Here is a 26,811-nt window from a genome sequence, read left to right as displayed (position 1 = left end):
GCGTGAACTAGGCTCGACTCACGCCCGAACCGGAGTCCCGGCGGGCTTGCGCGTGCGGTGGGACGGGAGTGTGGCCCGTGACGGATCAGGTGGTGGACACGGACGGCGTGGGGCTGTCGGGCGACGCGCTGGCGAAGAGCCATTTCCTGGGCCGTACAAGGGAGTTGAAGGAACTCCGCGCCGACATCGAGCGAGCGGGCCTGGACACCCTCTCCGGCCGCAAGGCCCCACGCGCGCGTGTGCTCCTCATCGCGGGCCGGCGCGGCTCCGGCCGTACGGCGCTCGCCGAGGAACTCGTACGGCAGGTCGCCGACCGCTACGCCGACGGCGTGCTCCGGGTCCGCCTCGGTGAACCCGACGGCACCCCGGTGCCGGTCGAGCGCGCCGCCCGCGAACTGCTCACCGCCCTGGACCTGCCCACCCCGCCCGGAGCGTCCGAGGACGAGCTCACCGAGGCGCTGCGCGCGGCCCTGGCCGAGCGGCGGGTGCTGCTCCTGCTGGACGACGCGGCGGGCGCCGAGCAGGTCGACGCGCTGCTGCCGGACTCCCCGGACTGCCTGGCCGTCGCCGTGTCCCAGGGCCCGCTCACCGGGATCACGGACGTCCGGCCCTGCACCCTGGGCGGCCTCGACACCAAGTCGGCCCTGGAACTGCTGACCCGCTACACCGGCTCGGTCCGCATCACCGTGGACCCGCTCGCCGCCGAGAGCCTCGTCGAGGTGTGCCAGGCCCAGCCCGCCGCGCTGACCCTGGCCGGTGGCTGGCTCGCCGCGCGACCCCAGGCGGGCGTCTCCGACCTGGCCAAACGCCTGCACGCCGAGTCGGACGAGGGGACGCCGCTCAGCCGGGCCTTCCGGCTCGTCCACGACCAGCTGCCGGCCCCGGCCGCCCGGATACTGCGACTGCTCTCCCTGGCCCCCGCCGGCCTGGTCGACCCGCACACCGCCTCCGCGCTGGCCGGCTGCTCGGTGAGCACGGCCCGCACCACCCTGGACGACTTCGTCGCCCTCAACCTGCTGCGGGCCGTGGACTCCCCGCTGCCGCAGTACGAGGTCCCCGGCTGTCTGTACCCCCTGCTGCACGCCCTCGCCGAGAGCCATGACCGCCCCGGCGAGCTCCAGCTGGCCCGCGCCCGCATGCTGGAGCGGACCGTACGGCTGCTGCAGTCCTGCCGGGCGATCACCGAGACGGACAACCCCGAGGCACGCGAGAAGCTCCAGGGCCTGCCCCGCTCCCTGCGCTTCCCCAGCCCCAGGGCGGCCGCCGACTGGCTCGACATCCGCCGTCCCGCCCTGCTGGCCGCCGCCCGCCTCGCGGTCGCCGACGGGGAGCTGGACACGCTGGCCCGTCGGCTGATGTCCCAGCTGGTCAGGGCGATGGTGGCGCATGTCGGAACCCAGGCGGCCGCGCCCGACCTGTACGGCATCCACGGCCTCGTCCTCGATGTGGCCGAGCGCCGCAGACTGCCCCGCGAGAAGGCCGCCGCCCTGCTGAACCTGGGTGACCTGGACGCCCGGACCGGCCGGACGGGCGAGGCCCTGGTCCGCTACCGGGCCGCGCTGGACGCCGGACGCGAGGCGAACGACCCGTACGCCACCGGCCGCGCGATGGAATCCGTAGGCGGCACGCATCAGGAGCTCGGGGACTACGACCGGGCCGCGGACTGGTTCGGCCGGGCCCTGGCCCAGCGCCTGGCCCGCGACGAGCGCGCGGACGCCGCCCGGCTGTACGGCCGTATCGGCACCGCCCACACCTACGCGGGCCGCTACGGCGAGGCGCTGCGGAACTGGCGCGCGGCCGTCGCCGGGCACCGCAAGAGCGGTGATGTCGCCGCTCAGGCACGGGCGTTGAGCGAGCTGGCCCGGGTCCAGGAGTACGCCGGGCGGCCCGAGGAGTCGCTGCACACCTGCCAGGAGGCGGTGGAGTGGGCACGCCGTGCCGACGACGTCCGGCTGCAGGCCGCGCTGCAGCTGCGGCTCGCGGACACCCTGGAGCGGCTGGGCGACTCCGCCGCCGCTCGACTGCACCGTGGAGCCGCCGAGCGCATGCTGGGAGAGGAACTCCAGGAGAGCCACGAGAGCGACACAGCAGCGGACCACGGCTCGGACGCCTGCGAAATCCGCAGCACATCCACCAAAGATTGATGCAATGAAAGGCTAGACAGCCGGAACGCCTTCATTAAACTGGCTCTGCCGCACGTTCTCCTGCGGTGCATCCTGGTGCGCCCCCGCATGCCGGGTATGTCTTGCAATGCCCCCACACCCTCTGAGCCAAGGACCGTGATCGACGTGAAGGTCGGCATCCCCCGCGAGGTCAAGAACAACGAGTTCCGGGTGGCCATCACCCCCGCCGGCGTGCACGAGCTGGTGCGCCACGGCCATCAGGTCGTCGTCGAGCGGAACGCCGGCGTCGGCTCCTCGATCCCGGACGAGGAGTACGTGGCGGCCGGCGCCGAGATCCTGGAGACCGCGGACGAGGTCTGGGCCACCGCTGACCTGCTGCTGAAGGTCAAGGAGCCCATCGCGGAGGAGTACCACCGCCTCCGCAAGGACCAGATCCTCTTCACCTACCTGCACCTGGCCGCCTCCAAGGAGTGCACGGACGCCCTCCTGGAGTCCGGCACCACGGCCATCGCCTACGAGACCGTCGAGCTGCCGAACCGCGCGCTCCCGCTGCTCGCCCCGATGTCCGAGGTCGCGGGCCGGCTCGCCCCGCAGGTCGGCGCCTACCACCTGATGGCCGCGGCCGGCGGCCGCGGTGTGCTGCCCGGCGGTGTTCCGGGTGTGCCGGCCGGCAAGGCCGTCATCATCGGCGGCGGCGTCTCCGGCTGGAACGCCGCGCAGATCGCCATCGGCCTGGGCTTCCACGTGACCCTGCTCGACAAGGACATCAACAAGCTCAAGGAAGCCGACAAGATCTTCGGCACGAAGATCCAGACCGTCGTCTCCAACGCCTTCGAGCTGGAGAAGGCCTGCCTCGAGGCCGACCTCGTCGTCGGTGCCGTCCTGATCCCGGGTGCCAAGGCCCCGAAGCTGGTCACCAACGAGCTGGTGTCCCGGATGAAGGCCGGAAGTGTCCTTGTCGACATCGCGATCGACCAGGGCGGCTGCTTCGAGGACTCGCACGCGACCACGCACGCCGAGCCGACCTTCCGGGTCCACAACTCGGTCTTCTACTGCGTGGCCAACATGCCCGGCGCGGTGCCCAACACCTCCACCTACGCGCTGACCAACGCCACGCTGCCGTACATCGTCTCGCTCGCCGACAACGGCTGGGTCGAGGCGCTGCGCCGCGACGCCGCGCTGGCCAAGGGTCTCAACACCCATGACGGCAAGGTCGTTTACAAGGAGGTCGCCGAGGCCCACGGTCTTGAGCACCTGGACCTGGAGACCCTGCTCGGCTGAGCCGACCGCCGAGTCGCTCCGCTAAGTCACCATACGGTAAAGGCGATACGTCAACACGGGTCGTCAACCGCGTGTACCCGGCCGGACCTTGCCCGACAAGGTCCGGCCGGATGTGTGTATGGTCACTTTGCGACGCTCGGTCAACTCGCCTCGAACGTAACCCTTCGACCGATTCGCACACCGGTGAAACCTGCCGTGCGACGGCCGTACGCCCTTGACAGAGGGATGTTTCATTGCCGACACATCCTGCCGGGTCCGGCGGATTGTGTTGCTGCGGACCGCCGACACGCCATAGAGTCGCCAACCGTCGGCATGGTGCCACGCTGACCTGTCTAGAAGTTTCCTGGTCACCAAGGAGGTAAGACGACTTGTGAATGAGTCGACATTTTCTCCCGGGGGTGGTCAACCAGGAATGCCGGTACGGGCCCAGGGTCCCGCGGGGTTCGAGGCTGTCGGCTCCGTCGCGGTGCGTACCTTCGCCCAACAGAGTCACCGGTCTGCAGGGGTGACTCACTCAGCACACCAGAGCATGGATGGCCATCACGTGAACGCCATGGCCGGCGACGGAAGTGGCGCGCCCCACAACCAACTCGCCGACTACGACGAACTGCCCGAGGGGCACTTCTACGACCCCGACGCCGAATACGAGCCGGACCCGGAGTACGCGGCCACGCTCGCGCCCGACGCTGCCCGCCAGCGCCGCGAGCGCATCGGCCCGACCGGGCGCCCGCTGCCGTACTTCCCGATCCCGGGCCCGCTGACCGACCACGGCCCCGCGAAGATCATCGCGATGTGCAACCAGAAGGGCGGCGTCGGCAAGACGACGTCGACCATCAACCTGGGTGCCGCGCTCGCGGAGTACGGCCGGCGTGTGCTGCTCGTGGACTTCGACCCGCAGGGCGCGCTGTCGGTGGGTCTCGGCGTCAACCCGATGGAGCTCGACCTCACCGTCTACAACCTGCTCATGGAGCGGGGCATGTCCGCGGACGAGGTCCTCCTGAAGACCGCGGTCCCCAACATGGACCTGCTGCCCAGCAACATCGACCTGTCGGCCGCCGAGGTCCAGCTGGTCTCCGAGGTCGCGCGCGAGTCCACGCTCCAGCGTGCGCTCAAGCCGCTGATGGACGACTACGACTACATCGTGATCGACTGCCAGCCCTCGCTCGGCCTGCTCACCGTCAACGCGCTGACGGCCGCGCACAAGGTGATCGTGCCGCTGGAGTGCGAGTTCTTCGCCCTGCGTGGTGTCGCGCTGCTCACCGAGACCATCGAGAAGGTCCAGGAGCGGCTCAACCCGGAGCTGGAGCTCGACGGGATCCTGGCCACGATGTACGACTCGCGCACGGTCCACAGCCGTGAGGTGCTGGCCCGTGTGGTCGAGGCGTTCGACGACCACGTCTACCACACGGTCATCGGCCGCACGGTCCGCTTCCCGGAGACCACGGTCGCCGGTGAGCCGATCACCACGTACGCCTCCAACTCCGTCGGTGCCGCCGCCTATCGCCAGCTCGCCAGGGAGGTGCTCGCCCGGTGTCACGCCGAGTGAGTCTGCCGGGGGCCGACGAACTGTTCCGTACGACAGGGGGAATGGCGCTCCAGCCGTCCACTCCCCGGCGCCCGGCCAACGGCGAGGCCCGGGTACCGGCTCCCGCGGGGGAGAGCGACGCGGCGGCCGCCGCGTCGGAGGATGTGCCGCCGTCGGTGCCCGTGCAGGGCGGCGACGGCGACGGCGCGGAGCATGTGGCCGCGGAGGCCGAGCTAGAGCCGACGCGGGCGAGTCCCGCAGCCGGGCCGCCTCGGCGGAGCGGTCGGCACGGCGGCAGGCGGCGCAGGAAGGTTCTGCCGCCTCTTCCGCCGACGCGCAGCCCCGCAAGCGCGGGAGCCGGGCGGCGGCGCGGCGCCCCAGCGGGCGCGAGCGGCACGACGAGAAGATCACCGTGTATGTGTCGGCCGAGGAACTGATGGACCTGGAGCACGCCCGGCTGGTGCTCCGCGGCGAGCACGGGCTGGCCGTCGACCGCGGACGCATCGTCCGCGAGGCCGTCGCGGTGGTGCTGGCCGACCTGGAGTCCCGGGGAGAAGCGAGCATCCTGGTACGGCGGCTGCGCGGCCGGTAGTCGGCTCGGTGGGCGGTAAGCGATAGCCTGCGACGGCCATGACCTCGAACGACGTTCCCGCCCCCGGCCCCTCGGCCGGCCGCAGACGCGCCCTGGGGCGGGGACCGGGCACGGCTCCGCCGCCGAATGCCTCGGCGGCAGCTCAGCCAGGGCCCCCCACGAACCCCGACACCGCCCCCGAGCCTCAGCCGGAGGGCTCGCGGCCCGCTCCCGTCGCGTCGGAACCGGAGCCCTCCGCCCCCGAGGCAACGCCCCTGAGCCGCGAGCCGGACACGTACGAGCCTGCGCCCGCGCTTCCGGGCTCCGAGCCCGAGTCGGAACACCGACAGTCCGGCTCCGTCGTGCCGGAGCCGGAGATCTCCGAGCCCAAGGCCGTGGTGCCGGGCCGCGATCCGGGACTCTCCGGTTCCGGGGCTGTGCTTTCGGGGGCCGGGCCCGCGGGTGGTCTTTCGGAGCCCGAGCCGGATGGCCGGCGGTCTGGGTCCGTAGTGTCCGATGCGGGCCCTACCCGGCTCGAGGCGGTCTTTCCTGGGGCTGAGTCGGAGGGTTCGTCGGCGGAGCCGGGGATCTTCGTAACCGGTCCTGTTCCCCCGGGCTCCGAGCGCGCGCGCCTTCTTTCGGAGCCCGAGCCGGATGGCCGGCGGTCTGGGGCCGTGGTGTCCGATGCGGGCCCTACCCGGCTCGAGGCGGTCTTTCCTGGGGCTGAGTCGGAGGGTTCGTCGGCGGAGCCGGGGATCTTCGTAACCGGTCCTGTTCCCCCGGGCTCCGAGCGCGCGGGCCTTCTTGCCGAGCCCGAGCCGGAGGGCCGGCGGTCCGGGTCCGTCGTGTCAGAGCGGGGGATCTCCGCGTCTGGGGCCGGTATCCCGGGGACTGAGCCTGCGGGCCTCCTCTCCGAGCCCAAGTCCGAGGCCGTGACCCTTGGGCGCGAGCCGGGGCTCTCGCGGCCCGAGGCCGTCCTCCCTGAGGCCGGGGAGAGCGGGCCGGGCGTTGTCCTGCCCGGGGCGGGGGCTGTACCGCAGGGGTTGTCAGGTGACTCCTCCGGGGCCGTCGACGGTGTCTTCAAGGTGCGGCTTGCCAACTTCGAGGGGCCCTTTGACCTGCTTCTTCAGTTGATCTCGAAGCACAAGCTGGACGTCACCGAGGTCGCCCTGTCCAAGGTGACCGACGAGTTCATGGCGCACATCCGGGCGATGGGGCCGGACTGGGACCTGGATCAGACGACCGAGTTCCTCGTCGTCGCCGCCACGCTGCTCGACCTCAAGGCCGCCCGGCTGCTGCCCGCCGCCGAGGTCGAGGACGAGGCCGACCTGGCTCTGCTGGAGGCCCGGGACCTGCTGTTCGCGCGGCTGCTGCAGTACCGGGCGTACAAACAGATCGCCGATATCTTCAACTACCGCCTCGATCAGGAGGCCCGCCGCTACCCCCGTACCGTCGGCCTCGAACCGCACCACGCCGAGCTGCTGCCCGAGGTCGTCATCAGCATCGGCCCCGAGGGCTTCGCCAAGCTCGCGGTCAAGGCGATGCAGCCCAGGGCGAAGCCCCAGGTGTACGTCGACCACATCCACGCCCCGCTGGTCAGCGTGCAGGAGCAGGCCGGGATCGTCGTCGCGCGGCTGAGGGAAATGGGCGAGGCGAGTTTCCGGGTGCTCGTCGAGGACACCGACGACACCCTGACCGTCGTGGCCCGCTTCCTCGCCCTGCTGGAGCTGTACCGCGAGAAGGCCGTCGCGCTGGATCAGGAGACCGCCCTCGGGGACCTCATCGTGCGGTGGACCGGCGGGGACGGGGACGGGACGCCGATGGTCACCGACGAGTTCGACCGGGCGCCCGAGGAGCCCAAGGAGGAGAAGAAAGCGTGAGCGAGGAGATCACCGACGTACCGGCCGGTCTGCGCACCGTCGCCGACCTCGACCTCAAGCCCGCCCTGGAGGCGGTCCTCATGGTCGTGGACGAACCCGCGACCGAGGAGCACCTCTCGAAGATCCTCCAGCGGCCGAGGCGGCAGATCGCGGACGCGCTGCGCGAGCTGGCCGACGAGTACACCGTCCAGGGGCGGGGATTCGAGCTGCGGCTCATCGCAGGCGGCTGGCGTTTCTACACCCGCCCCGAGTACGCCGCCGCCGTCGAGGGCTTCGTCCTGGACGGCCAGCAGGCCCGGCTCACCCAGGCCGCGCTGGAGACCCTGGCAGTCGTCGCCTACCGCCAGCCGGTGAGCCGCAGCCGCGTCTCGGCCGTACGCGGAGTCAACTGCGACGGTGTGATGCGCACCCTCCTCCAGCGCGGTCTGGTCGAGGAGGCGGGCACGGAACCCGAAACAGGTGCGATCCTGTACAGGACGACGAACTACTTCCTGGAGCGGATGGGCCTGCGCGGTCTGGACGAGCTCCCGGAGCTCGCGCCCTTCCTCCCGGAGGCGGAGGCGATCGAGGCCGAGACCCAGGAGGGCGTACCGTCGTTCGACCCGGACGCGCCCGACGCGCCCGGCGGTCAGGACGCAGACGACTAAGACGGAAACTTGATGCGAAGCAGCGGCAGCGGCAAGAGCGGCGGGCGCGGGAACTACCGTGGTGCCGGCAACAACAGGGACGAGCGGCAGGGGCAGGGCCGTCCCCGAAAGCCCCGTCCCGAGGAGCGCCGCTACGACGTGGGCCCCGGCGCCACGAAGGACGGCCCCAAGGCGGGCCGCGGCGGCGCCGCACGTGGTGGTGCCAAGGGCGGGCCCAAGCAGTCCCAGCAGAGCGGCGGCCGTACGGCTCCGGGTCGCTCCCGCGAGTACGAGGCGCGGGCCGAGGAGCGCAACCGCGAGCGGTACGCGGGCAAGAAGGACGTCAAGCCGCCCAAGACCTTCCCGGGCGCCGAGCAGGAGGGCGAGCGGCTGCAGAAGGTCCTCGCGCGCGCGGGCTACGGCTCCCGGCGTGCCTGCGAGGAGCTCATCGAGCAGGCGCGCGTCGAGGTCAACGGCGAGATCGTCCTGGAGCAGGGCCGCCGTGTCGACCCGGAGAAGGACGAGGTCAAGGTCGACGGCCTGACGGTGGCGACCCAGTCGTACCAGTTCTTCTCGCTGAACAAGCCCGCCGGTGTCGTGTCGACGATGGAGGACCCCGAGGGGCGCCAGTGCCTCGGTGACTACGTCACCAACCGTGAGACGCGGCTCTTCCACGTCGGCCGGCTCGACACCGAGACCGAGGGCGTCATCCTGCTCACCAACCACGGCGAACTGGCCCACCGTCTGACCCACCCCAAGTACGGCGTCAAGAAGACCTATCTCGCCGCGATCGTGGGCCCGATCCCGCGTGACCTCGGCAAGCGCCTGAAGGACGGCATCCAGCTGGAGGACGGCTACGCGCGCGCGGACCACTTCCGGGTCGTCGAGCAGACCGGCAAGAACTACCTCGTGGAGGTGACGCTCCACGAGGGCCGCAAGCACATCGTGCGCCGCATGCTCGCCGAGGCCGGCTTCCCGGTCGAGAAGCTGGTGCGGACCGCCTTCGGCCCGATCACCCTGGGAGACCAGAAGTCGGGCTGGCTGCGGCGGCTGTCGAACACGGAGGTCGGCATGCTGATGAAGGAAGTCGACCTCTAGACACTGGAGTGCCAGGAGCCCAGGAGGGCTCTCAGCGGCTCTGTGGCGGCCGGTACCGGGATTCCCGGTACCGGCCGCTTCCGTTTGCGCGCAAGGCGCTCAGGGGGCGGCTGAGGGCTTGCGGTGGCGGGGGTGTCGTATTTATAGTCGAGGTGACTATTAGTCGCTCTGACCATAAAGCCCTGACCGTGAAGGAGGCGAGACCGTGGAGGGCTACGACAAGTACGCCCACGAACCGTTCGCCGTCACCGTCGACCTCGCCGTCCTCACCCTGCGCGCGAACGCGTTGCACGTGCTGCTCGTCGAGCGCGGCCAGGAGCCCTTCGCCGGCCACTGGGCGCTGCCCGGTGGCTTCGTGCTGCCGGACGAGTCCGCCGAGACGGCCGCCCGGCGTGAACTCGCCGAGGAGACCGGCCTGTCGGACGTCTCCGGGCTGCACCTGGAACAGCTGCGCACCTACAGCGCGCCCGGCCGCGACCCCCGGATGCGGGTCGTGTCGGTCGCGTTCGCCGCGCTGCTGCCCCACGCGCCCGAGCCGCACGGCGGCGGCGACGCGGCCCAGGCGCGCTGGCTGCCGTACGACGCCGCCGGGCCGCTCGCCTTCGACCACGACCGGATCCTGGCCGATGCCCACGACCGCGTAGGCGCCAAGCTCGAGTACACCTGCCTCGCCACCGCCTTCTGCCCGCCCGAGTTCACCCTCGGCGAGCTCCAGCAGGTCTACGAGACGGTGTGGGGGACGGCGCTCGACCGCCCCAACTTCCGCCGCAAGGTGCTGGCCACACCGGGGTTCGTCGAGCCCGTGCCCGGGGCCGCGCGGCTGACCGGCGGCCGCGGCAAGCCGGCCGCCCTCTACCGCGCGGGCACCGCCACCGCCCTGCACCCACCCCTGCTCCGACCGTCCCGGGAAGGACACCCCGCATGACCACCACCGTGAACAAGCGCGCCGCCACCGGATCCCTGCTGGGCCTCGCCCTCGGGGACGCGCTCGGCTTCCCCACCGAGTTCAACGACGTCCCGTCGATCCTCGCCAAGTGCGGACCCTGGCGGGAGATGGAGCTGCCCGAGCGCGCCTTCGTCTCCGACGACACCCAGATGACGCTGGCGCTGGGCCGCGGGCTGCGCACGGCCATGGACCGCGGGGTGCTCGCGCCCAAGCGGCTGGAACGGCCGGTGCGCGAGGAGTTCGTGGACTGGTACCAGTCGCCGGAGAACAACCGGGCTCCCGGGCGCACCTGCCTGAAGGCGTGCAGCCTCCTCAAGGAGGAGGGGCGGGCCTGGCAGGACGCCAGCCAGATCGGCTCCAAGGGCTGCGGCGCCAACATGCGCGTCGCCCCGATCGGACTCGCCCCCGGCCTCAGCGACGAACAGCGCGCAGGCGCCGCCCAGTTGCAGTCCGCGCTGACCCACGGCCATCCGACGGCACTCGCCGCCTCCGACCTCACCGCCCGCGCCGTACGGCTGCTCGCCCACGGCACCGAGCCCACCGGCCTGATCGGACTGCTGCGCTCGTACGCCCTCGACAACCGCACCCGCTACCACCACACCTGGCTCGGCGATCTGTGGACCCGCTCGCAGGACCCCTCGCCCGAGCACTTCATCTCCCGTGGCTGGGACGAGTGCCTGGAGATCCTGGGCCGCCTCCAGGACGCCGTACGCACCGCCTCGCCCGAGGCCGACCCCTGTCTGGCCACGGGCGCGGGCTGGATCGCCGAAGAGGCCCTGGCGACCGGCCTGCTGTGCTTCCTGCTCTTCGTCGACGAACCGGTCACCTCCCTGCGCCGGGCCGCGTGCAGCTCCGGCGACTCCGACTCCATCGCCTGTCTGACCGGCGCCTTCGCGGGCGCCCACCATGGCACGGACGCCTGGCCGACCGCGTGGGCGGACCGGATCGAATACGGGGGAGACCTGCTCACCCTGGGGGCCCTCTGGGACGCTTAGTCCATGATCGACGATCTCGACCTGGACCTGACGCCCGTCATCGCCGAACAGCCGGACCCCCTGCTGTTCGCGACCGTCTCCGGCGCGCATCTGTACGGCTTCCCCTCGCAGGACTCCGACCTGGACCTGCGGGGCGTCCATCTGCTGCCCGCCGCCGATCTGGTGGGGCTGCGGGAGCCGGCCGAGACGAGGTCACGGACCTGGGTGCACCACGGCGTCGAGCTGGACCTCGTCACCCACGATCTGCGCAAGTTCGTACGGCTGATGCTGCGCCGCAACGGCTACGTCCTGGAGCAGCTGCTCTCACCCCTGGTCGTGCACACCACCGACGCGCACCGCGAGCTGGCCGAGCTCGCGGCCGGCGTCCTCACCAGCCATCACGCCCACCACTACCGGGGATTCGCGGCGACACAGTGGCGCCTGTTCGAGAAGACCGGTGAACTCAAGCCGCTGCTCTACACGTTCCGGGTACTGCTCACCGGCATCCACCTGATGCGCAGCGGACAGGTGCAGGCCCATCTGCCCACGCTCGCCGCGGGACCGGACGCGCCCGCCTGTCTGCCGGAGCTGATAGCGGCGAAGGCCGAGCGGGAGCACGGGGCCGCCGAGGTCGACCACGCGCGCGTGGAGGCCGAGGTGGAACGCCTGCACGCCGTGCTCGACGAGGCCCGGAGCAACTCGAAGCTCCCCGACGCGCCCAGCGCCCACGACGCCCTGCACGACTTCGTGGTGCGCGTCCGGCTCGGGGTCACGCCAGCTGGATCGTCCCCCCGTCGACCCTGATGTTCTCCGGCGGCAGCGGCTTGGTCGCCGGGCCGTGGGCCACCGAGCCGTCGGTGATGTCGAACTTGCTGCCGTGACAGGGGCAGTCGATCGTGCGGTCCACGACCCGGGCCATGGTGCAGCCCAGATGGGTGCAGACGGCCGAGAAGGCCTTGAACTCGTTCTGGTTCGGCTGGGTGACCACGATCTTCTGTTCCCTGAAGATCGTGCCGCCGCCGACCGGGATCTCACTGGTCTTCGCCAGCGCCTGCCCGGCGGCGGCCCCCGCGGACGGTCCGGACTCCTCCTTCCCGGACTCCTCACCTCTGGAGCCCTTCGTCTCGCCGGAGTTCGTGCTCTCGCCGTATGTGCCGCATCCCACGCAACCCGCCGCGAGCGCCGCCGCGCCGGTCGCGAGGGCCGTGCGCCGCGTCGAGTCGTGCGTCATGTCGTCACTCCGAACGTACGGAAGAACCAGAAGGCCGACGTCAGCCAGATGACCGTGAGAACGGCGAACACCAGTCCGCCGACGACCGGCAGCAGCCAGCCGGGAAGTCGCTCCGAGCGGAGCAGCAGCATCTTGGCACTGAAAGCACCGAAGAAGAAGCAACCCAGGAGGGAGTGCCATAAAACGCGCGGTTCATACGTCTGATAGCCCAACGCGTACAGACAGTGCACCGCCACCGGTACCGCCACCAGGAACGCCACCCGGCCCGACCAGCGGTGCAGCACCGGCGTCCAGCCGGGCCCGGGCAGCTTTCCGTACATCATCAGCGCCGAGACCAGTTGGATCACCGCGAAGAAGACCGCGGTGGTCGCCAGCCACGACTTCACGGCGCCCGTACTGCTGAACCCGGCGAGATTGAAGGCGGTCCCCGCCGGATGGTGCACCTTTCCGTACACACCGAGGGCGACCGCGACGGCGGCGGCCACCAGCGCCGGGACGAGATAGCGGGCCGGGTGCGGGCGGGACTCGGGCGTGGGGAAGCCCTGGGTGGCGGCGTTCGGGTCGACGGTCATGGTCGGCTCCCTCCGGTCACGGGGTCACGGGACGTGCCGTCAGCCGCTCGCCGTCGACCGTGACCGCGCCGGTCGCGGGGTCGATGCGGGGCGCGGCGCCTGCCTTGCCGTCGCGGCTGAGGATGCCGACCTGCCGACCGCCGGACAGCACGATCCAGCCGCCGTCGATCTTCGCGCCGCGCACGGTGGCCGTCGCCCGGTAGAGCCCGGACGGCTTGACCGCCTTGTCGGCGGTGAAGGCGTAGTAGCCGCCGTCGAGGTTCACCGTGCCGCGGATGCGTCGGCCCTCCTGGAGGCGGCCGTTCAGTTCGGCGCCCTGCTTTCCGGTCAGCCGCATGCTGCCGTCGTCCCCGACGTCGCCCTTCAGCCACGCCTCCTTGCGGTGGCCGTCGCAGAAGTACGCGATCGCCCTGCCGCCGCGGATCGACACGGCCACCGAGGAGGAGTCGTCGTCGGTGCGGCCCGCGTAGGAGGCGTCGGCGATCTGTGTGCGGGACGGGGTGGGAGTGGTGGCGGGTGACGCGACGGATCCGGCCGGTGTCGGGACGGGCGACCGCTCCTTGTACGTGGACGCCGTGTTCCTCGTTCCCGTCGTCGCGTTGAGCGTCAGCAGGAACAGGCCGAGCAGCAGACCCGCGAGCAGGGTCAGCAAAGGTCCGGGACGTTTCATGAAGAGCCTCCCCCGAGGCGGGCTTCCTGACATCAGAGCGGACAGGCGGCCCCGGCGTAAAGAGGCGCACGGGGGTGTTCTCGCATGAAGTAGCGGGATACAGCGATATGGGTGACATCGGGACGGTTCGCCGTTCTCGGTGACTGTCTCAGCGGGCGGGCGCCGCCCACCGCACCGGCCCGCCCTGACTACGCTGGACGGACCAAGAGCCGATACGCATCTCAGCAAGGAGCAGCGCCGTGGCGGTACGAGCGGTCCGGGGGGCCGTCCAGCTGGAACGGGACGAGGCCGGCCACATGGACGAGCAGGTCGGAGCTCTGCTCACCGCCGTCCTGGAGCGGAACGGGCTGAGCGTGGACGACCTGATCAGCATCTGGTTCACGGCCACTCCCGATCTGCACAGCGACTTCCCGGCGGCCGCCGCCCGCAAGCTCGGTATCGTCGACGTCCCGCTGATCTGCGCCCAGGAGCTGGACATCGAGGGCGCCATGCCCCGCGTGGTCCGCGTCCTCGCCCACATCGAGTCGGAGCGGCCCCGCGCCGACATCGCCCATGTCTACCTCGGCGCCGCGGCCGCCCTGCGCAAGGACATCGCCCAGTGAGGACCGCTCTCGTCATCGGCACCGGCCTCATCGGTACGTCCGCCGCGCTCGCCCTGACCCAGCGGGGCGTCACCGTCCACCTCGCCGACTACAACCCTGAGCAGGCCCGCACGGCGGCCGCGCTGGGCGCCGGCACGGACGAGGCCCCGGAGGGCCGTGTCGACCTCGCCGTCGTCGCCGCCCCGCCCGCACATGTGTCCGCGGTCCTCGCCGACGCCATGCGCCGCGACGTGGCCCGCGGCTACCTCGACGTGGCCAGCGTCAAGGGCGGCCCGCGCCGCGAGCTGGAGTCGCTGGGCCTCGACCTGTCGTCGTACATCGGCACGCACCCCATGTCGGGCCGCGAGAAGTCCGGCCCGCTGGCCGCGAGCGGCGACCTCTTCGAGGGCCGCCCCTGGGTGCTGACGCCCACCCGCGACACCGACACCGAGGTGCTGAACCTCGCCCTGGAGCTGGTCTCGCACTGCCGGGCGGTGCCCGTCGTCATGGACGCCGACGCCCACGACCGCGCCGTCGCCCTGGTCTCCCACATGCCCCACCTGGTCTCCAGCATGGTCGCCGCGCGCCTGGAGCACGCCGAGGAGACGGCCGTACGGCTGTGCGGCCAGGGCATACGGGACGTGACCCGGATCGCCGCCTCCGACCCCCGGATGTGGATCGACATCCTCTCCGCGAACCCCGGCCCGGTCGCCGATCTGCTCGCCGACGTCTCCGCCGACCTCGACGAGACCGTCCGCGCCCTGCGCGCCCTGCAGTCGGCCGACGAGGCCAAGCGGCAGGAGGGCAGCTCCGGGATCGAGGACGTGCTGCGGCGGGGGAACGCGGGGCAGGTCCGGGTGCCCGGCAAGCACGGGTCCGCTCCGCGGATCTACGAGACGGTCGCCGTGCTCATCGACGACCAGCCCGGCCAGCTGGCCCGCATCTTCGCCGACGCGGGGCGGGCGGGCGTCAACATCGAGGACGTACGCATCGAGCACGCGACCGGGCAGCAGGCCGGTCTGGTGCAGCTGATGGTCGAGCCGAAGGCAGCCGTGGCGCTGGCCGCTGCGTTGCGGGAGCGGGGCTGGGCGATCCGGCAGTAGTGACCGGTGCTGTCGTGAGTGACCGGTGCTGTCGTGGCCGTCCGGGGGCTGCCGCCCCCGGGCCCCGCTTCGGCCTGGACGGCCTCGTCCTCAAACTCCCCCAAGCTCTTCGAGCAGGGGGTACCCCCACGGGCCGCAATGACGGACCCCGCCGAGGAGGGGCCGGAAGAGTGAGCCGCACCCAGTAACCTTGTGCGGGGCGCCCTCGCGTCCCGCACACCCACCACACAGCACCAGGAAGGTGTCCCCCCGTGGAAAACGGCGCCGCCCGGACCGCCCTGCCCGTGATCGTCGCGATCGACGGCCCCTCCGGCACGGGCAAGTCGAGCACGTCGAAGGCCGTGGCCTCGAAGCTCGGCCTGAGCTATCTGGACACCGGGGCCCAGTACCGGGCGATCACCTGGTGGATGGTGAACAACGGCATCGACCTGGAAGACCCCACCGCGATCGCCGCCGTGGCGGGCAAGCCGGAGATCGTCTCGGGCATGGACCCGGCCAACCCCACCATCACGGTCGACGGCGTCGACGTGGCCGCCCCGATCCGCACCCAGGACGTCACCTCCAAGGTCAGCGCGGTCAGCGCGGTGCCCGAGGTGCGCGCCCGGATCACCGAGCTGCAGCGCACGCTGGCCGCCACCGCCGAGGTCGGCATAGTGGTCGAGGGCCGTGACATCGGCACCACCGTGCTGCCGGACGCCGACCTGAAGATCTTCCTGACCGCTTCCCCGGAGGCCCGCGCCGCCCGCCGCAGTGGTGAGCTCAAGGGCGTGGACGTCGACGCCACCCGCGAGGCGCTGATCAAGCGTGACGCGGCCGACTCCAGCCGCAAGACCTCGCCGCTCGCCAAGGCGGGCGACGCGGTCGAGGTGGACACCACCGACCTCACGCTGCCGCAGGTCATCGAGTGCGTCGTCACCCTCGTCGAGGAGAAGCGGGCCGGAAAGTGACCGAGGACGCGTCGGAGAGAGGCGCCGAGGTCGGGCGGCGCATCGGCGTAGGCCTGATGTACGGGCTGTGGAAGCCCCGGGTGCTCGGCGCCTGGAAGGTGCCCGCGACCGGCCCGGTGATCTTCGCCGTCAACCACTCCCACAACATCGACGGTCCGATGGTCATGGGCGTGGCACCCCGGCCGACGCACTTCCTGATCAAGAAGGAGGCGTTCATCGGCCCGCTCGGCCGGTTCCTGACCGGCATCGGCCAGGTGAAGGTGGACCGCGAGAGCACCGACCGCACGGCGATCGCGCGGGCGCTGGGCGTGCTGGAGGCCGGGGGAGTGCTCGGCATCTTTCCGGAGGGCACCCGGGGCGAGGGCGACTTCGCCTCGCTGCGCGCGGGCCTCGCCTACTTCGCGGTCCGCAGCGGCGCCCCGATCGTGCCCGTGGCCGTGCTGGGAAGTTCCGAGCGGCGGGGACGGTTGATGAAGGGACTGCCCCCGCTGCGCTCCCGCGTCGACGTCGTCTTCGGCGAACCCTTCGAGGCGGGCGACGGCAGCGGGCGACGCACGCGCAGGGCGCTGGACGAGGCGACCGAGCGCATCCAGAAGCAGCTCACCGAGCACCTGGAAAACGCCAGGCGCCTGACCGGGCGCTAGACGACACTGAGTAGTGGACCAGCCCTTACAGGGTGCTCCACCGATCACCACGATGAACGAGGTACAGACTTCATGAACGACGACATCCACTCCGAGGGCTCGCTCGAAGAGCATGACCACGGAGCGCTTGGCGACGCCGAGTACGCGGAGTTCATGGAGCTCGCCGCGGAAGAGGGCTTCGACATCGCGGACGTCGAGGGTGCCATCGAGGCGGCGGGCCACGGCCCGCTGCCCGTGCTCGCCGTCGTCGGCCGGCCGAATGTCGGCAAGTCGACCCTGGTGAACCGGATCATCGGCCGCCGCGAGGCGGTCGTCGAGGACAAGCCCGGCGTCACCCGCGACCGGGTGACCTACGAGGCCGAGTGGGCGGGCCGCCGCTTCAAGGTCGTCGACACCGGCGGCTGGGAGCAGGACGTCCTCGGCATCGACGCCTCCGTGGCCGCCCAGGCCGAGTACGCGATCGAGGCGGCCGACGCGGTCGTCTTCGTCGTCGACGCCAAGGTCGGCGCGACCGACACCGACGAGGCCGTCGTACGTCTGCTGCGCAAGGCAGGCAAGCCCGTGGTGCTGGCCGCCAACAAGGTCGACGGGCCGAGCGGCGAAGCGGATGCCGCGTACCTGTGGTCCCTCGGGCTCGGTGAGCCGCACCCCGTCTCCGCGCTGCACGGCCGCGGCACCGGCGACATGCTGGACGCCGTCCTTGAGGTGCTGCCGGACGCCCCCGAGCAGACCTTCGGCACCGCCGTCGGCGGCCCGCGCCGCATCGCGCTGATCGGCCGCCCGAACGTGGGCAAGTCCTCGCTGCTGAACAAGGTCGCGGGCGAGGAGCGCGTCGTCGTCAACGAAATCGCGGGCACCACCCGTGACCCGGTCGACGAGCTGATCGAACTGGGCGGCGTGACCTGGAAGTTCGTCGACACCGCCGGTATCCGCAAGCGGGTCCACCTTCAGCAGGGCGCCGATTACTACGCCTCGCTGCGCACCGCGGCGGCGGTGGAGAAGGCCGAGGTGGCGGTCGTCCTGATCGACGCCTCCGAGAACATCTCCGTGCAGGACCAGCGGATCATCACCATGGCCGTCGAGGCGGGCCGCGCGATGGTCGTCGCCTACAACAAGTGGGACACCCTCGACGAGGAGCGCCGCTACTACCTGGAGCGCGAGATCGAGACCGAGCTCGGCCAGGTCGCCTGGGCGCCCCGGGTCAATGTCTCCGCGCGCACCGGCCGCCACATGGAGAAGCTGGTCCCGGCGATCGAGACCGCCCTCGCGGGCTGGGAGACGCGCGTGCCGACCGGCCGCCTCAACGCCTTCCTCGGCGAACTGGTCTCGGCCCACCCGCACCCGGTCCGTGGCGGCAAGCAGCCGCGCATCCTGTTCGGCACCCAGGCCGGCACCAAGCCCCCGCGGTTCGTGCTGTTCGCCTCCGGCTTCATCGAGGCGGGCTACCGCCGCTTCATCGAACGCCGGCTGCGCGAGGAGTTCGGCTTCGAGGGGACGCCGATCCATATCTCGGTGCGGGTGCGCGAGAAGCGCGGTACGAAGAAGAAGTGACGGCATGCGAGAGGGCGGCCCTTGGCGAAGGGCCGCCCTCTCACATGCCACACACCCCGGCTCACATGCCCCGGCGCGGTCCCGGTGGCAGCGCCGCCGGAACATGGTGCATCCCGGTGTCGTGCCGCCCGATCGTCCCGACCCGCTGCCACTGCGCCTGCTGCTGCCCGGTGCCGTGGCGGGCGCTGTACGCACCCGCGCTGTACGCGCTGTACGAGTTCGAGCCGTGCGACCCCGTGCTGTGCGTCCCCGAGCCGTACGTCCCCGAGCCGTACGTCCCCGAGCCGTAGGTGCCGGAGCTGTGCGGGGCGATCCCGAAGGCGACGAACCCCAGCTCCTCCTCGTCGCTGCGGTCGCCCGGCAGGGCCCGGAGCGACTTGACCCACTCCGCGTAGAGCGAGTCGTAGATGGGGGTCGGCGATGACACGGCCGCGCTCTCCTGCGCCGTCCGTGCGGACGGGATCGAGGCGAAGGACGGACGGCGGGGAGGAACGTCGTATGCGTGCACGTATGTCCAAACGACCGTGCGCGGGAAGGGATGCGGTCGCGGGGGCGCCCCTTCGGGGGTGCGGGGCCGCTCCGGGGGCGCGGACCCCTTCGCCGTCAGGTACCCGCGAGCGGCAGCGCCGCCGCGACCAGCTTCCCGTTGGCCGCCGCCTTGTCGAGCGCGTCCCGCAGCAGGTCCTCGCGGGGCTGACGGCCGATGGAGCCGACCGGAGCCGCGAACAGCAGCACCTGCTGGTGCTTGTTCGCCGCCGCCCGCCAGCCGTCCGTGACCTGCAGCGGCTGGTGCGCCTGCCACCAGGCGACCGGCTGGCCGCCGTGGGCGCCAGGCTGCAGTACCGCGTGCAGCTGGCCCATCGCCAGCAGCACCGACCATCCGTGCAGCACCGGGGGCACCGCGCTGATCTGGGTCACGGGCATGTACCCCTGCTCGATGAGCAGCGGCAGGAAGTCGTCGCCCACGCCCGTGGTGCCGGGCCGCACGATCGGCGTGGTCGGCTCCACGACGAGCGCCGGGTGCAACTCCCCGGTGATCAGGACCAGTCCGCTGGTGACGCCGAGTACGGCCTGCTCGGGCACGGCCCGGTGCGCCTCACCGCCGGGGGCGCTGTCCCCGTTGATGGAGCGGACCGCGCCCTGCAGCTGCTCCTCGGTGACCTGGACGACCTGCGAGGGCAGGCAGGTGGCGTGGGCGAAGGCGAGGACGGCGGTCTCGTCCCCGATGAACAGGACGGTGCTGGTGCGCTCCTGCTCGGAGTCGCCCGGGGTGCGGCAGGACGTGCAGTCGTAACTGCCCGGGGCGTTCTCTCCGGCGAGCAGCCGGTCGGCTTCTTCGTCGCCGATCTCGGCGCGTACGGCGTCGCTGACGTCGAGCATGCGCGGCACGGTGGCTCCCTCGGGATGCGTGCGTGAAGGGCCGGGTGGCTCCCGGTCCATGAGCCCCGGGGGGATCCGGGCTCATGAAGGAGACAACGGACGATCTGTGGCGGGGGTCACGCCCGGAGGGGAACGGAATCGAACCATCCACCGCACAGGGTCACATGGGGTACGGAATCGCCCACTCAAAGTCAACTCTTCGAATGGCAAAGGACTTTGGATCGGTGAAGTGGGTCACAGATCACCGCGGGAGCTGGTCGACAAATCAGGAAATCAGCGAATGAAGTGGGTGGCCGAAAGTCGCCGATACCCGAGGTAACGGTGAACTGGCCTGGAATGACGAGGAGTTGGTTGATGGCGGGTGGCCACGCTCCGTACATTCCTCCGCCGTGTGCAACGAGCACCGCTCGGGTACGTCCGCCGGCCGCGCACCAGGCAAGCAAGATCGCAGCACCGGCTCAGGCGGACGGGGCGAGCGCGAGCGACCGCGTCCATGCGCGGCGGCCGCGCCCCGCCTGTGGGGGACCCCGGGTCCGTGGAGAGGGAATTACATGTCCGAATGTGCCGATACCACTCGCGACAACGTCCGTGACGACAGCGCTCGAGGCGACACCGCCCGCAGGGCGCGTACGACGGCGGTCCTCGCCGGAGCGGCACTGCTCGCTCCGCTCGGGCTGCTGGCCGCGACCGGCAACGCCGCCGCGGCGGACGGCGGAGTGTGGGACCGCATCGCCCAGTGCGAGAGCGGCGGCAACTGGCACATCAACACCGGCAACGGCTACTACGGCGGACTCCAGTTCTCCGCCGGCACCTGGCGTGCCTACGGGGGCACGGCCTACGCGCCGACCGCCGACGGGGCCAGCAGGACCCAGCAGATCGCCGTGGCCACCAAGGTCCAGCACGCCCAGGGCTGGGGCGCCTGGCCGACCTGCTCGGCGCGGGCCGGAGCGTACGGCGCCGCACCCGCGGCGGGCTCCTCCGGTACGGTCGGCACCAAGAGCACGAACACCACGAAGTCCACGAAGACCACGAAGGCAGCCCCGGCCAAGCCGTCGAAGTCGCCGAAGCGTTCGACCGGCCACACCAACCGCGGCTCGTCGCGTGACTCGTCCGGCGGCAACTACACCGTCCGCGAGGGCGACACGCTCAGCGGCATCGCCGCCCGGCACGGGACCACCTGGCAGCGGATCTACGCCGCCAACAAGTCCGTCATCGGCGGTGATCCCGACCTGATCGTGCCCGGGCAGCGCCTCTCGCTCTGAGCCGCTCCCCCTGTCCCGGGCACGACGCCCCACCCGGTTCACCGGCCGGGTGGGGCGCTGTCCCGTCAGGGGTACACGGCCCGCTCGCCCGCCTCACCGCCGAACACGACAACCCCGCGGCGCAGTTCGTACACGAACGCGGGCCGCCCGCGCAGCACCGGCGGCAACCGCTGCTCGGCGACCACGACACAGGCGTCGAGCGCGCTCAGCAACTCGTACGTGCGTGCCGCCACCGCGGGGGACATGCCCTGCGCGGGCTCGTCGACGAGCAGCACGCGCGCGCGTGCCAGCAGGGCACGGGAGAGCGCCAGCATCCGCTGCTCACCGCCCGACAGGGTGCCCGCGCGGCGGGGGAGCAAGGGGCGCAGCTGCGGATAGGCGTCGAGCGCGGAGTCGTACGCGGACGCCACGAGTTCCAGGTTCTCCCGTACGGTCAGCGACCCGAACACGGCCTGCCGCTCGGGGACCAGGAACAGCCCGCGCCGGGCCCGTTCGTACGCGGGCACACGGGTCACGTCGACGCCGTCCCACACCACCGCCCCGCCGGACAGCGGCACGGTCCCGGCGAGTGCGCGCAGCGCGGTGCTGCGACCGGAGCCGTTGCGGCCCAGCAGCACGGTCAGCCCCGGGCCCGGCCCGGTGAGGGTGACACCGTGCAGGGCCTCCAGGGGGCCGTAGCGTACGCGTGCGTGGCGCAGGGAGATGGTCATGGTCCGGCCGCCCCTTCGAGCGAGTCGAGCACCTGGCGGGGTGGGCCGGACGCGACGACGCGGCCGGCCGTCATGACGTGCACGATGTCGGCGATCCCGGCGACCAGGTCGAGGTCGTGCTCGACGACCAGCAGCGCGGTGCCGTCGGCGGCCAGCGCGTCCAGTACCCGGGCCAGCGCGGCCACTTCGACGGTGTCGAGCCCCGCGGCGGGCTCGTCGAGCAGCAGCACGCACGGGCCGCCGGCCAGCGCCCGGGCCAGCTCGACCCGGCGCAGCGTCCCGGTGGGCAGCCCCGCGGCTGGCAGCGCCCGTACGGGCCCGTCGAGCCCGGCCAGCCGCAGCGCCCGCTCCACCGCGCCGGGGTCGGCGAAGTGCCCCTGCTCGGCGCCGACCCGGACGTTCTCGGCCACGGTCAACGACGGGAACACGGCCAGTTGCTGGAAGGTCCGCGCGATCCCGAGCCGGGTACGGGCGTGGGCCGGCAGGCGGGTGATGTCCCGCCCGCCGAACACGACCTGCCCGCGCGCGGGCCGCAGCGTCCCGGCCAGACAGTGGAACAACGTGCTCTTTCCGGCCCCGTTGGGCCCGACGACGGCGGTGACCCGACCGGGCCGGAGCTCCAGATCGACACCGTCGAGTGCGGTGAAGCCGTCGTAGCGGGCGTGGAGGTGGCGGGCGGTGAGGAGCGGGAGGGCGGTCGTCTCGGCCGTCGGGCGCCGTACGGCGGTGGTGCGGGACCGTTGCGAGCCGATGCGCGGGACGGGCGGCGCCGTACGCGTGGCAGGTCGCCGCAGTCTCGCGCGTGCCCTCGTCCCCACCGCCGTGAGCCGCGCCCCGCGCCGCGGGGCGCAGCCGCTGCCCGGCCGTGCGCAACGCCTCGTACGGCCCGCCGGGGAACCGTCCGACCAGCACCGCCAGCACCCCGACCAGCGCCGCCGCCACCCCGCCCCGGGCCCCCGCGTCCAGCCCCACCAGAAGGGCCGCGGCGGCCAGGGCGCCCAGGGCGCTGTCCGCGCCCAGGACCACGACCGCGGCGAACCACAGCAGTCCGCGCACGGGGTCGTACGCGCCGGGGTCGAACGCGCGCAGCCCCATGCCGAGCATGCCGCCGCCGAGGGCGGCGAGGGCGGCGCCCGAGACGAAGGCGAGGAGCTTCAGGGAGGGGACCTTGACGCCCGCCGCCGACGCGCCCGCCTCGTGGTCCCGCATGGCGGCGAGGGCACGTCCGGTGCGGCCCCGGCGCAGCGCGTGGGTCGCCAGCAGCGCGGCGGCCAGCAGGGCCAGTTCCAGGACGTAGTACGCGCGGTCCCCGTCGAAGCCCGCCGGGCGGTCCAGCGACAGCCCGGAGGTGGCGTACGGCTGCGCGAAGACGAAGCGGCTCACCCCGACGCCCACCGCGAACGTGGCCAGCGCCAGGGCCAGGCCGTGGCGGCCGATGGCGGGCCAGCCGGTCAGCAGGCCGAGCGGTGCGACCAGGACCACCGCCACCGCCAGCGCCGCCAGTTCGGGCAGCCGCGGCAGGCCCGGGAAGCGGCCCGCCGCGAGCAGCGCCGTGAACAGGGCGCCTAGCCCCGCGTACGCCGCCTGCCCGAGGGAGATCTGTCCGCCGCGGCCGGTGACGACCACCAGGGACAGCAGGATCACGCCGAGCGCCGGCACCTGGACCGAGGTGTGCAGGTCCGAGCCCGCGAAGCCGAGCGGCAGCAGGAACAGCACCACGGCCACGATCCAGGCTCCGGACGGCGTCGGCACGCGCGCGGTGGCCGAGCGCGGCAGGGCGTCGCGCGTGCCGATGCCCGGCAGGACCAGCGCCGCGACCAGCAGCGCCACGACGAAGAGATTCGCCCCGACCGCCTGGAGCAGCTGCCCGCCCCAGCCCGCCGGGTGCAGCCGCGTCAACTGGCTCTGCCCGACCGCGATGCCGAGCGCCACCAGTACCGCGAGCGACAGGCTGCGCATCCGCGCGGCCACCGCGACCGCGACCACCTCCATGACGAGCAGCGGCAGACCGTACGGGTCGAGACGCACGTACGGCGCGAGCAGCACGCCCGTCAGGCCCGCGGTGAACGATCCGAACGCCCAGCCCGCCGCGGCCACCCGGTCCGCGTCGATGCCGCCCAGCACCGCCAGCTGCCGGTCGTCCACCACCGCCCGCAGCTCCCGCCCGAACCGGGTCCACCGGATGACCACGCCGACGCCCACCGCGAGCAGCAGCGCCACCCCCAACTGCCCCCACGGATCCGCCGACACCAGCTCCGGCGCGTCGTCCCGCGCCCCCTGCCCCCACAGCAGCGCCGCCCCGCCGACCAGCAGCACGAACACCCCGATGGACGCCACCAGGGTCTGCGCCGGATCGCCGCCCAGCACCGACAGCGGCCGGAAGACGAGACGTTCCAGTACCACACCGATCCCCGGCGCAAGGAAGAGCAGTGTCGCCGTCGCCCCGAGCCACAGCGGCCACCCCCACTCCACCACCGACTCGCGCAGCACGTACGCGCACACCATCGCGATCGCCCCGTGCGCGAAGTTGAGCACGCCCGTCGCGCGGTACGTCACGACCAGACCGATCCCGGTGAGCGCGGCGGCGCTGCCCACGGAGAGACCGGCGAGCGTGAGGTCGTACGTCAGCGAGGACACGGGTCCGCCGCGGAGTCCGGCTCGCAGATCGGGCACGGGCCGAGCGCACCGCTCGCCAGCAGCTTGCCGTCCACCGGGACCGCCCCCGTCTTCCCCGACACCAACGGGCAGTCCGCGCGGTGGTACAGCGTGCCGCCCGGCACCATCAGCGTCTCCCCGCCGACCGCCAGGGGCGCGGCCGCCGCCTGCTCCGCCTCCTCGGCGGCGACGGGTTCGGCGGCCACCAGCAGCCCGTACAACTCGTCCACGCGCGTGGCGGCGAGCGCGCTCCTGCCATGGGTGAGCAGCACCGATCCGGCGATGATCAGAGCCGCGCCGGGTATCGTGCACGAGGCGAGATAGGGCAGTTGGCGCTCCGCGTACCGCTCGCCCGAGATGCCGTACCAGCCGATGACGCACAGCACGGCGCCCGCGGCCAGCGCGGCCCACCCGGCCCAGAGGACGGGGTGCACGGTCCGAGGTCGCGTTGTCCGCATCGCCGGCTCCCACACGTCATGTATCTGTCCATGTCGGCCAATGGCTTGCACTATGCCCTCTGGAAGCTGACCCTGAAAGCTCCGGGCGCACATGGCCCGGACGGACACCCGGTGGTGAGCCAGATGGTTCTCGGGAGCGACCTCAGGCGGGGACACACGACGACAGGGCGCGGCCCACGGGCGGCGGGACGGGGCACGGCACTGGCGACGGGACGGGGTACGGCCCTCGCGGCCGCCCTGGTCCTCGTCCTCGCCCCGGCCCTTGTGGCATGCAGCGACGAGAGCGGCGGCAGCCAGAGCGCGCCCCCGACGCCCTCCGTGGAGCGGACGAGCAGTGCCCCGGCGACCGCGCCCGCCGATCCGGCGGCCGCCGAGAAGGAGATCAGGCAGAACTGGAAGAAGTTCTTCGACCCGGCCACCGCCACGAAGGACAAGCAGGGCGTCCTGGAGAACGGCGACAAGATGTCCGCCGTGCTGAAGAGCTTCAACGGCGACAAACGCGGCGGACAGGTCGCGGCCGAGGTGACCAAGGTCGAGTTCACCGGGCCGGCCGAGGCGACCGTGACGTACACCCTGACCCTGAACGGTGCCACCGCCCTGCCCGACGCCTCCGGGACAGCCGTCCTCGAGGACGGCACCTGGAAGGTGTCCGACAACACGCTGTGCGCGCTGGTCCAGTTGAGCGGCGATGCCTCGCGGTCGGCCCACCCGGGCTGTTGAGACCGCTGCCGCGGTGCTGCTGCTCCTCGTGGGCACGGCCTGCGGCAGCCGGCTGCCCGAGAGCGACTTCGAGCACGACTCGCGGGCGCCCGCGCCCGCCGGCGGCGCACCCCTGCGCGTCGGCGTCATCACCAGCGCCACCAGCCCCGTCGGCGGCAACGCGTTCACCGGCCCGCGCGACGGCGCCAAGGCGTACTTCGACCGGCTCGACGCGCGCGGGGGCATCGACGGCCGCCGGGTCGAGGTGCGCCTGTGCGACGACGGCGGCAGCGGCGTCGGCAACAACACGTGCGTGCACCGGCTGATCGAAGAGGACCAGGTGGTCGCCCTGGTCGCCACCGCGTCCCTGGACTACGCGGGCGCCTCCCGGGTCTCCCACGCGCGCGTGCCCGACATCGGCGGCCAGCCCATCGGCGCCGCCTACGACACCTGGCCGCACCTGTACGGCATCTACGGCAGCCAGGCACCCCGCGACGGCACACCTGGCTGGGGCGGGCAGCTGTACGGCGGCACCGAGGTGTACCGCTACTTCAAGCGGGAGAAGGGCGCCCGCACGGCCGCGGTCGTCTCCTACAACCAGGCCGCGTCCGCCGCCTACGCCCGGCTCGTCGAGCGGGGACTGAAGGCCGAGGGCTACACGGTGATCCCCGAACAGGTCGACTTCGCGCTGCCCAACTTCCGTGCCGTCGCCGCCGATCTGAAGGAGCAGGGCGCCGACCTGGTCTTCGACGCCATCGACACGCACGGCAACGCCCAGCTGTGCAAGGCGATGGACGACGTCGGCGCCCGGGTCGTGGCCAAGGTGACCAACGTCCAGAACTGGACATCCACCGTCCCCGAGGACTACAAGGACTCCCCCCGCTGCCGCAACGCCCTGTGGGTGACCGGATCCAGCCGCAACTACGAGGACACCGGTGATCCGGCCGTACGGGAGTTCCGGGACGCGACCAACGGGCTGAGCACGCACTCCCAGTGGCAGCTGGAGGGCTGGGCGGCCGCGCGGTGGTTCACCGACGCGGCCAGGGCCTGCGCGACGAAGGGCATCACGCGCGCGTGCGTCGACGACTTCGTGAACCGCGGGCGCGACTACACCGCGGGCGGCCTGCTGATCCCGGTGTCGTTCGAGCGGCTTCCCGAGCCGCCGAGGACACGCAGGGCATGCCTGTCGGTGGCCCGCTGGAAGGACGGCAGGGGCTGGGTGTCGCAGGGGGACATGAACAGCACCTGCTTCGACGTGCCGCAACTGCCCTACACACCCTGATCGCGGACCGTGGCTGTCCGCGTCGGCTGGCAGACTCGGCGC

General features: G+C 72.1%; 24 protein-coding genes and 2 pseudogenes. 18 read left to right on the top strand and 8 right to left on the bottom strand.

The window, feature by feature from the left end:
* Nucleotides 1–77 precede the first annotated feature (77 nt).
* From N8I87_RS08925 to N8I87_RS08880, 10 genes and pseudogenes are all read left to right on the top strand, one after another.
* Entirely contained in the window at nucleotides 78–2,144 is a 2,067-nt protein-coding gene (locus N8I87_RS08925; RefSeq protein ID WP_263207126.1) for a tetratricopeptide repeat protein, read from the top strand.
* Nucleotides 2,145–2,279: 135 nt separating this feature from the next.
* A complete protein-coding gene (ald, locus tag N8I87_RS08920) occupies nucleotides 2,280–3,404 on the top strand; it encodes an alanine dehydrogenase (protein WP_263207125.1) in 1,125 nt (374 codons plus the stop codon).
* 412 nt (nucleotides 3,405–3,816) lie between these two features.
* The gene (locus tag N8I87_RS08915) at nucleotides 3,817–4,950 is read left to right on the top strand and encodes a ParA family protein (RefSeq protein ID WP_263207123.1); all 1,134 of its coding nucleotides are present in this window, start codon (nucleotides 3,817–3,819) and stop codon (nucleotides 4,948–4,950) included.
* Between the two features lie 41 nt (nucleotides 4,951–4,991).
* Nucleotides 4,992–5,521: pseudogene (locus N8I87_RS08910) on the top strand (hypothetical protein).
* A 911-nt stretch (nucleotides 5,522–6,432) separates the two neighbouring features.
* Nucleotides 6,433–7,380 (top strand): segregation and condensation protein A, encoded by a 948-nt coding sequence (locus N8I87_RS08905; RefSeq protein WP_411577208.1) that lies wholly within the window; start codon nucleotides 6,433–6,435, stop codon nucleotides 7,378–7,380.
* On the top strand, nucleotides 7,377–8,027 hold the full coding sequence (gene scpB, locus N8I87_RS08900) for an SMC-Scp complex subunit ScpB (protein WP_263207119.1): 651 nt from the start codon (nucleotides 7,377–7,379) through the stop codon (nucleotides 8,025–8,027). The genes N8I87_RS08905 and scpB overlap by 4 nt, the downstream gene beginning before the upstream one ends.
* Before the next feature lie 12 nt (nucleotides 8,028–8,039).
* Nucleotides 8,040–9,104 carry a pseudouridine synthase gene (locus N8I87_RS08895; RefSeq protein ID WP_263207117.1) on the top strand — a complete coding sequence of 355 codons (1,065 nt, stop codon included), beginning with the start codon at nucleotides 8,040–8,042 and terminating at the stop codon, nucleotides 9,102–9,104.
* A gap of 205 nt (nucleotides 9,105–9,309) precedes the next feature.
* The gene (locus N8I87_RS08890) at nucleotides 9,310–10,029 is read left to right on the top strand and encodes an NUDIX hydrolase (protein WP_263207116.1); all 720 of its coding nucleotides are present in this window, start codon (nucleotides 9,310–9,312) and stop codon (nucleotides 10,027–10,029) included.
* Nucleotides 10,026–11,045: an ADP-ribosylglycohydrolase family protein gene (locus tag N8I87_RS08885; protein WP_263207115.1), complete on the top strand. Its 1,020-nt coding sequence runs from the start codon at nucleotides 10,026–10,028 to the stop codon at nucleotides 11,043–11,045. The genes N8I87_RS08890 and N8I87_RS08885 overlap by 4 nt, the downstream gene beginning before the upstream one ends.
* A gap of 3 nt (nucleotides 11,046–11,048) precedes the next feature.
* Entirely contained in the window at nucleotides 11,049–11,828 is a 780-nt protein-coding gene (locus tag N8I87_RS08880) for a nucleotidyltransferase domain-containing protein (RefSeq protein ID WP_263207113.1), read from the top strand.
* Here the strand turns inward: N8I87_RS08880 and N8I87_RS08875 are convergent.
* The 3 genes from N8I87_RS08875 to N8I87_RS08865 are packed head-to-tail and all read right to left on the bottom strand — an operon-like array spanning nucleotide 11,794 to nucleotide 13,497.
* On the bottom strand, nucleotides 11,794–12,255 hold the full coding sequence (locus tag N8I87_RS08875; protein ID WP_263207111.1) for a Rieske (2Fe-2S) protein: 462 nt from the start codon (nucleotides 12,253–12,255) through the stop codon (nucleotides 11,794–11,796). The genes N8I87_RS08880 and N8I87_RS08875 overlap by 35 nt on opposite strands.
* On the bottom strand, nucleotides 12,252–12,827 hold the full coding sequence (locus N8I87_RS08870) for a DUF6529 family protein (RefSeq protein ID WP_263207110.1): 576 nt from the start codon (nucleotides 12,825–12,827) through the stop codon (nucleotides 12,252–12,254). The genes N8I87_RS08875 and N8I87_RS08870 overlap by 4 nt, the downstream gene beginning before the upstream one ends.
* A 16-nt stretch (nucleotides 12,828–12,843) precedes the next feature.
* The gene (locus N8I87_RS08865; protein ID WP_263207108.1) at nucleotides 12,844–13,497 is read right to left on the bottom strand and encodes a hypothetical protein; all 654 of its coding nucleotides are present in this window, start codon (nucleotides 13,495–13,497) and stop codon (nucleotides 12,844–12,846) included.
* 239 nt (nucleotides 13,498–13,736) lie between these two features.
* Here N8I87_RS08865 and aroH point away from each other — a divergent pair, with 239 nt between their 5' ends.
* The 5 genes from aroH to der all read left to right on the top strand — a co-directional run bounded on the left by aroH (nucleotide 13,737) and on the right by der (nucleotide 18,323).
* On the top strand, nucleotides 13,737–14,099 hold the full coding sequence (gene aroH, locus N8I87_RS08860) for a chorismate mutase (RefSeq protein ID WP_263207106.1): 363 nt from the start codon (nucleotides 13,737–13,739) through the stop codon (nucleotides 14,097–14,099).
* A complete protein-coding gene (locus tag N8I87_RS08855; protein WP_263207105.1) occupies nucleotides 14,096–15,181 on the top strand; it encodes a prephenate dehydrogenase in 1,086 nt (361 codons plus the stop codon). Before aroH ends, N8I87_RS08855 begins: the two co-directional genes overlap by 4 nt.
* A 251-nt stretch (nucleotides 15,182–15,432) precedes the next feature.
* The gene (cmk, locus tag N8I87_RS08850; RefSeq protein WP_263207103.1) at nucleotides 15,433–16,128 is read left to right on the top strand and encodes a (d)CMP kinase; all 696 of its coding nucleotides are present in this window, start codon (nucleotides 15,433–15,435) and stop codon (nucleotides 16,126–16,128) included.
* Entirely contained in the window at nucleotides 16,125–16,772 is a 648-nt protein-coding gene (locus tag N8I87_RS08845; RefSeq protein ID WP_263207101.1) for a lysophospholipid acyltransferase family protein, read from the top strand. Before cmk ends, N8I87_RS08845 begins: the two co-directional genes overlap by 4 nt.
* A gap of 72 nt (nucleotides 16,773–16,844) precedes the next feature.
* Entirely contained in the window at nucleotides 16,845–18,323 is a 1,479-nt protein-coding gene (gene der / locus N8I87_RS08840; RefSeq protein WP_263207099.1) for a ribosome biogenesis GTPase Der, read from the top strand.
* Between the two features lie 61 nt (nucleotides 18,324–18,384).
* Here der and N8I87_RS08835 read toward each other — a convergent pair whose 3' ends face one another.
* Together N8I87_RS08835 and N8I87_RS08830 are read right to left on the bottom strand one after the other, a co-directional pair.
* Nucleotides 18,385–18,831, bottom strand: a complete 447-nt coding sequence (locus tag N8I87_RS08835; protein ID WP_263207097.1) for a hypothetical protein — start codon at nucleotides 18,829–18,831, stop codon at nucleotides 18,385–18,387.
* Between the two features lie 95 nt (nucleotides 18,832–18,926).
* On the bottom strand, nucleotides 18,927–19,712 hold the full coding sequence (locus tag N8I87_RS08830) for a DUF8842 C-terminal domain-containing protein (RefSeq protein WP_263207096.1): 786 nt from the start codon (nucleotides 19,710–19,712) through the stop codon (nucleotides 18,927–18,929).
* A gap of 542 nt (nucleotides 19,713–20,254) precedes the next feature.
* On the opposite strand from N8I87_RS08830, the gene N8I87_RS08825 reads away from it, so the two are divergent.
* A complete protein-coding gene (locus N8I87_RS08825) occupies nucleotides 20,255–20,965 on the top strand; it encodes a LysM peptidoglycan-binding domain-containing protein (RefSeq protein ID WP_263207094.1) in 711 nt (236 codons plus the stop codon).
* Between the two features lie 65 nt (nucleotides 20,966–21,030).
* Here N8I87_RS08825 and N8I87_RS08820 read toward each other — a convergent pair whose 3' ends face one another.
* From N8I87_RS08820 to N8I87_RS08810, 3 genes and pseudogenes are all read right to left on the bottom strand, one after another.
* On the bottom strand, nucleotides 21,031–21,675 hold the full coding sequence (locus N8I87_RS08820) for an ATP-binding cassette domain-containing protein (RefSeq protein ID WP_263207092.1): 645 nt from the start codon (nucleotides 21,673–21,675) through the stop codon (nucleotides 21,031–21,033).
* A pseudogene (locus N8I87_RS08815) lies at nucleotides 21,672–24,312 on the bottom strand (ABC transporter permease subunit). Before N8I87_RS08815 ends, N8I87_RS08820 begins: the two are co-directional and overlap by 4 nt.
* A complete protein-coding gene (locus tag N8I87_RS08810) occupies nucleotides 24,300–24,788 on the bottom strand; it encodes a hypothetical protein (RefSeq protein ID WP_263207090.1) in 489 nt (162 codons plus the stop codon). Before N8I87_RS08810 ends, N8I87_RS08815 begins: the two are co-directional and overlap by 13 nt.
* A gap of 123 nt (nucleotides 24,789–24,911) precedes the next feature.
* Between N8I87_RS08810 and N8I87_RS08805 the strand changes: the two genes are divergently transcribed.
* Complete coding sequence (locus tag N8I87_RS08805) at nucleotides 24,912–25,508, top strand: MTB12 C-terminal domain-containing protein (RefSeq protein WP_263207088.1); 597 nt, start codon at nucleotides 24,912–24,914, stop codon at nucleotides 25,506–25,508.
* Nucleotides 25,477–26,769 carry an ABC transporter substrate-binding protein gene (locus tag N8I87_RS08800; RefSeq protein ID WP_263207086.1) on the top strand — a complete coding sequence of 431 codons (1,293 nt, stop codon included), beginning with the start codon at nucleotides 25,477–25,479 and terminating at the stop codon, nucleotides 26,767–26,769. The genes N8I87_RS08805 and N8I87_RS08800 overlap by 32 nt, the downstream gene beginning before the upstream one ends.
* Nucleotides 26,770–26,811 lie beyond the last annotated feature (42 nt).

This window comes from Streptomyces sp. HUAS 15-9 (genome assembly GCF_025642155.1).
Lineage (GTDB): Bacteria > Actinomycetota > Actinomycetes > Streptomycetales > Streptomycetaceae > Streptomyces.
Note: the sequence above shows the minus strand (reverse complement) of the source record. Positions and strands in the feature narration are given on the sequence as shown.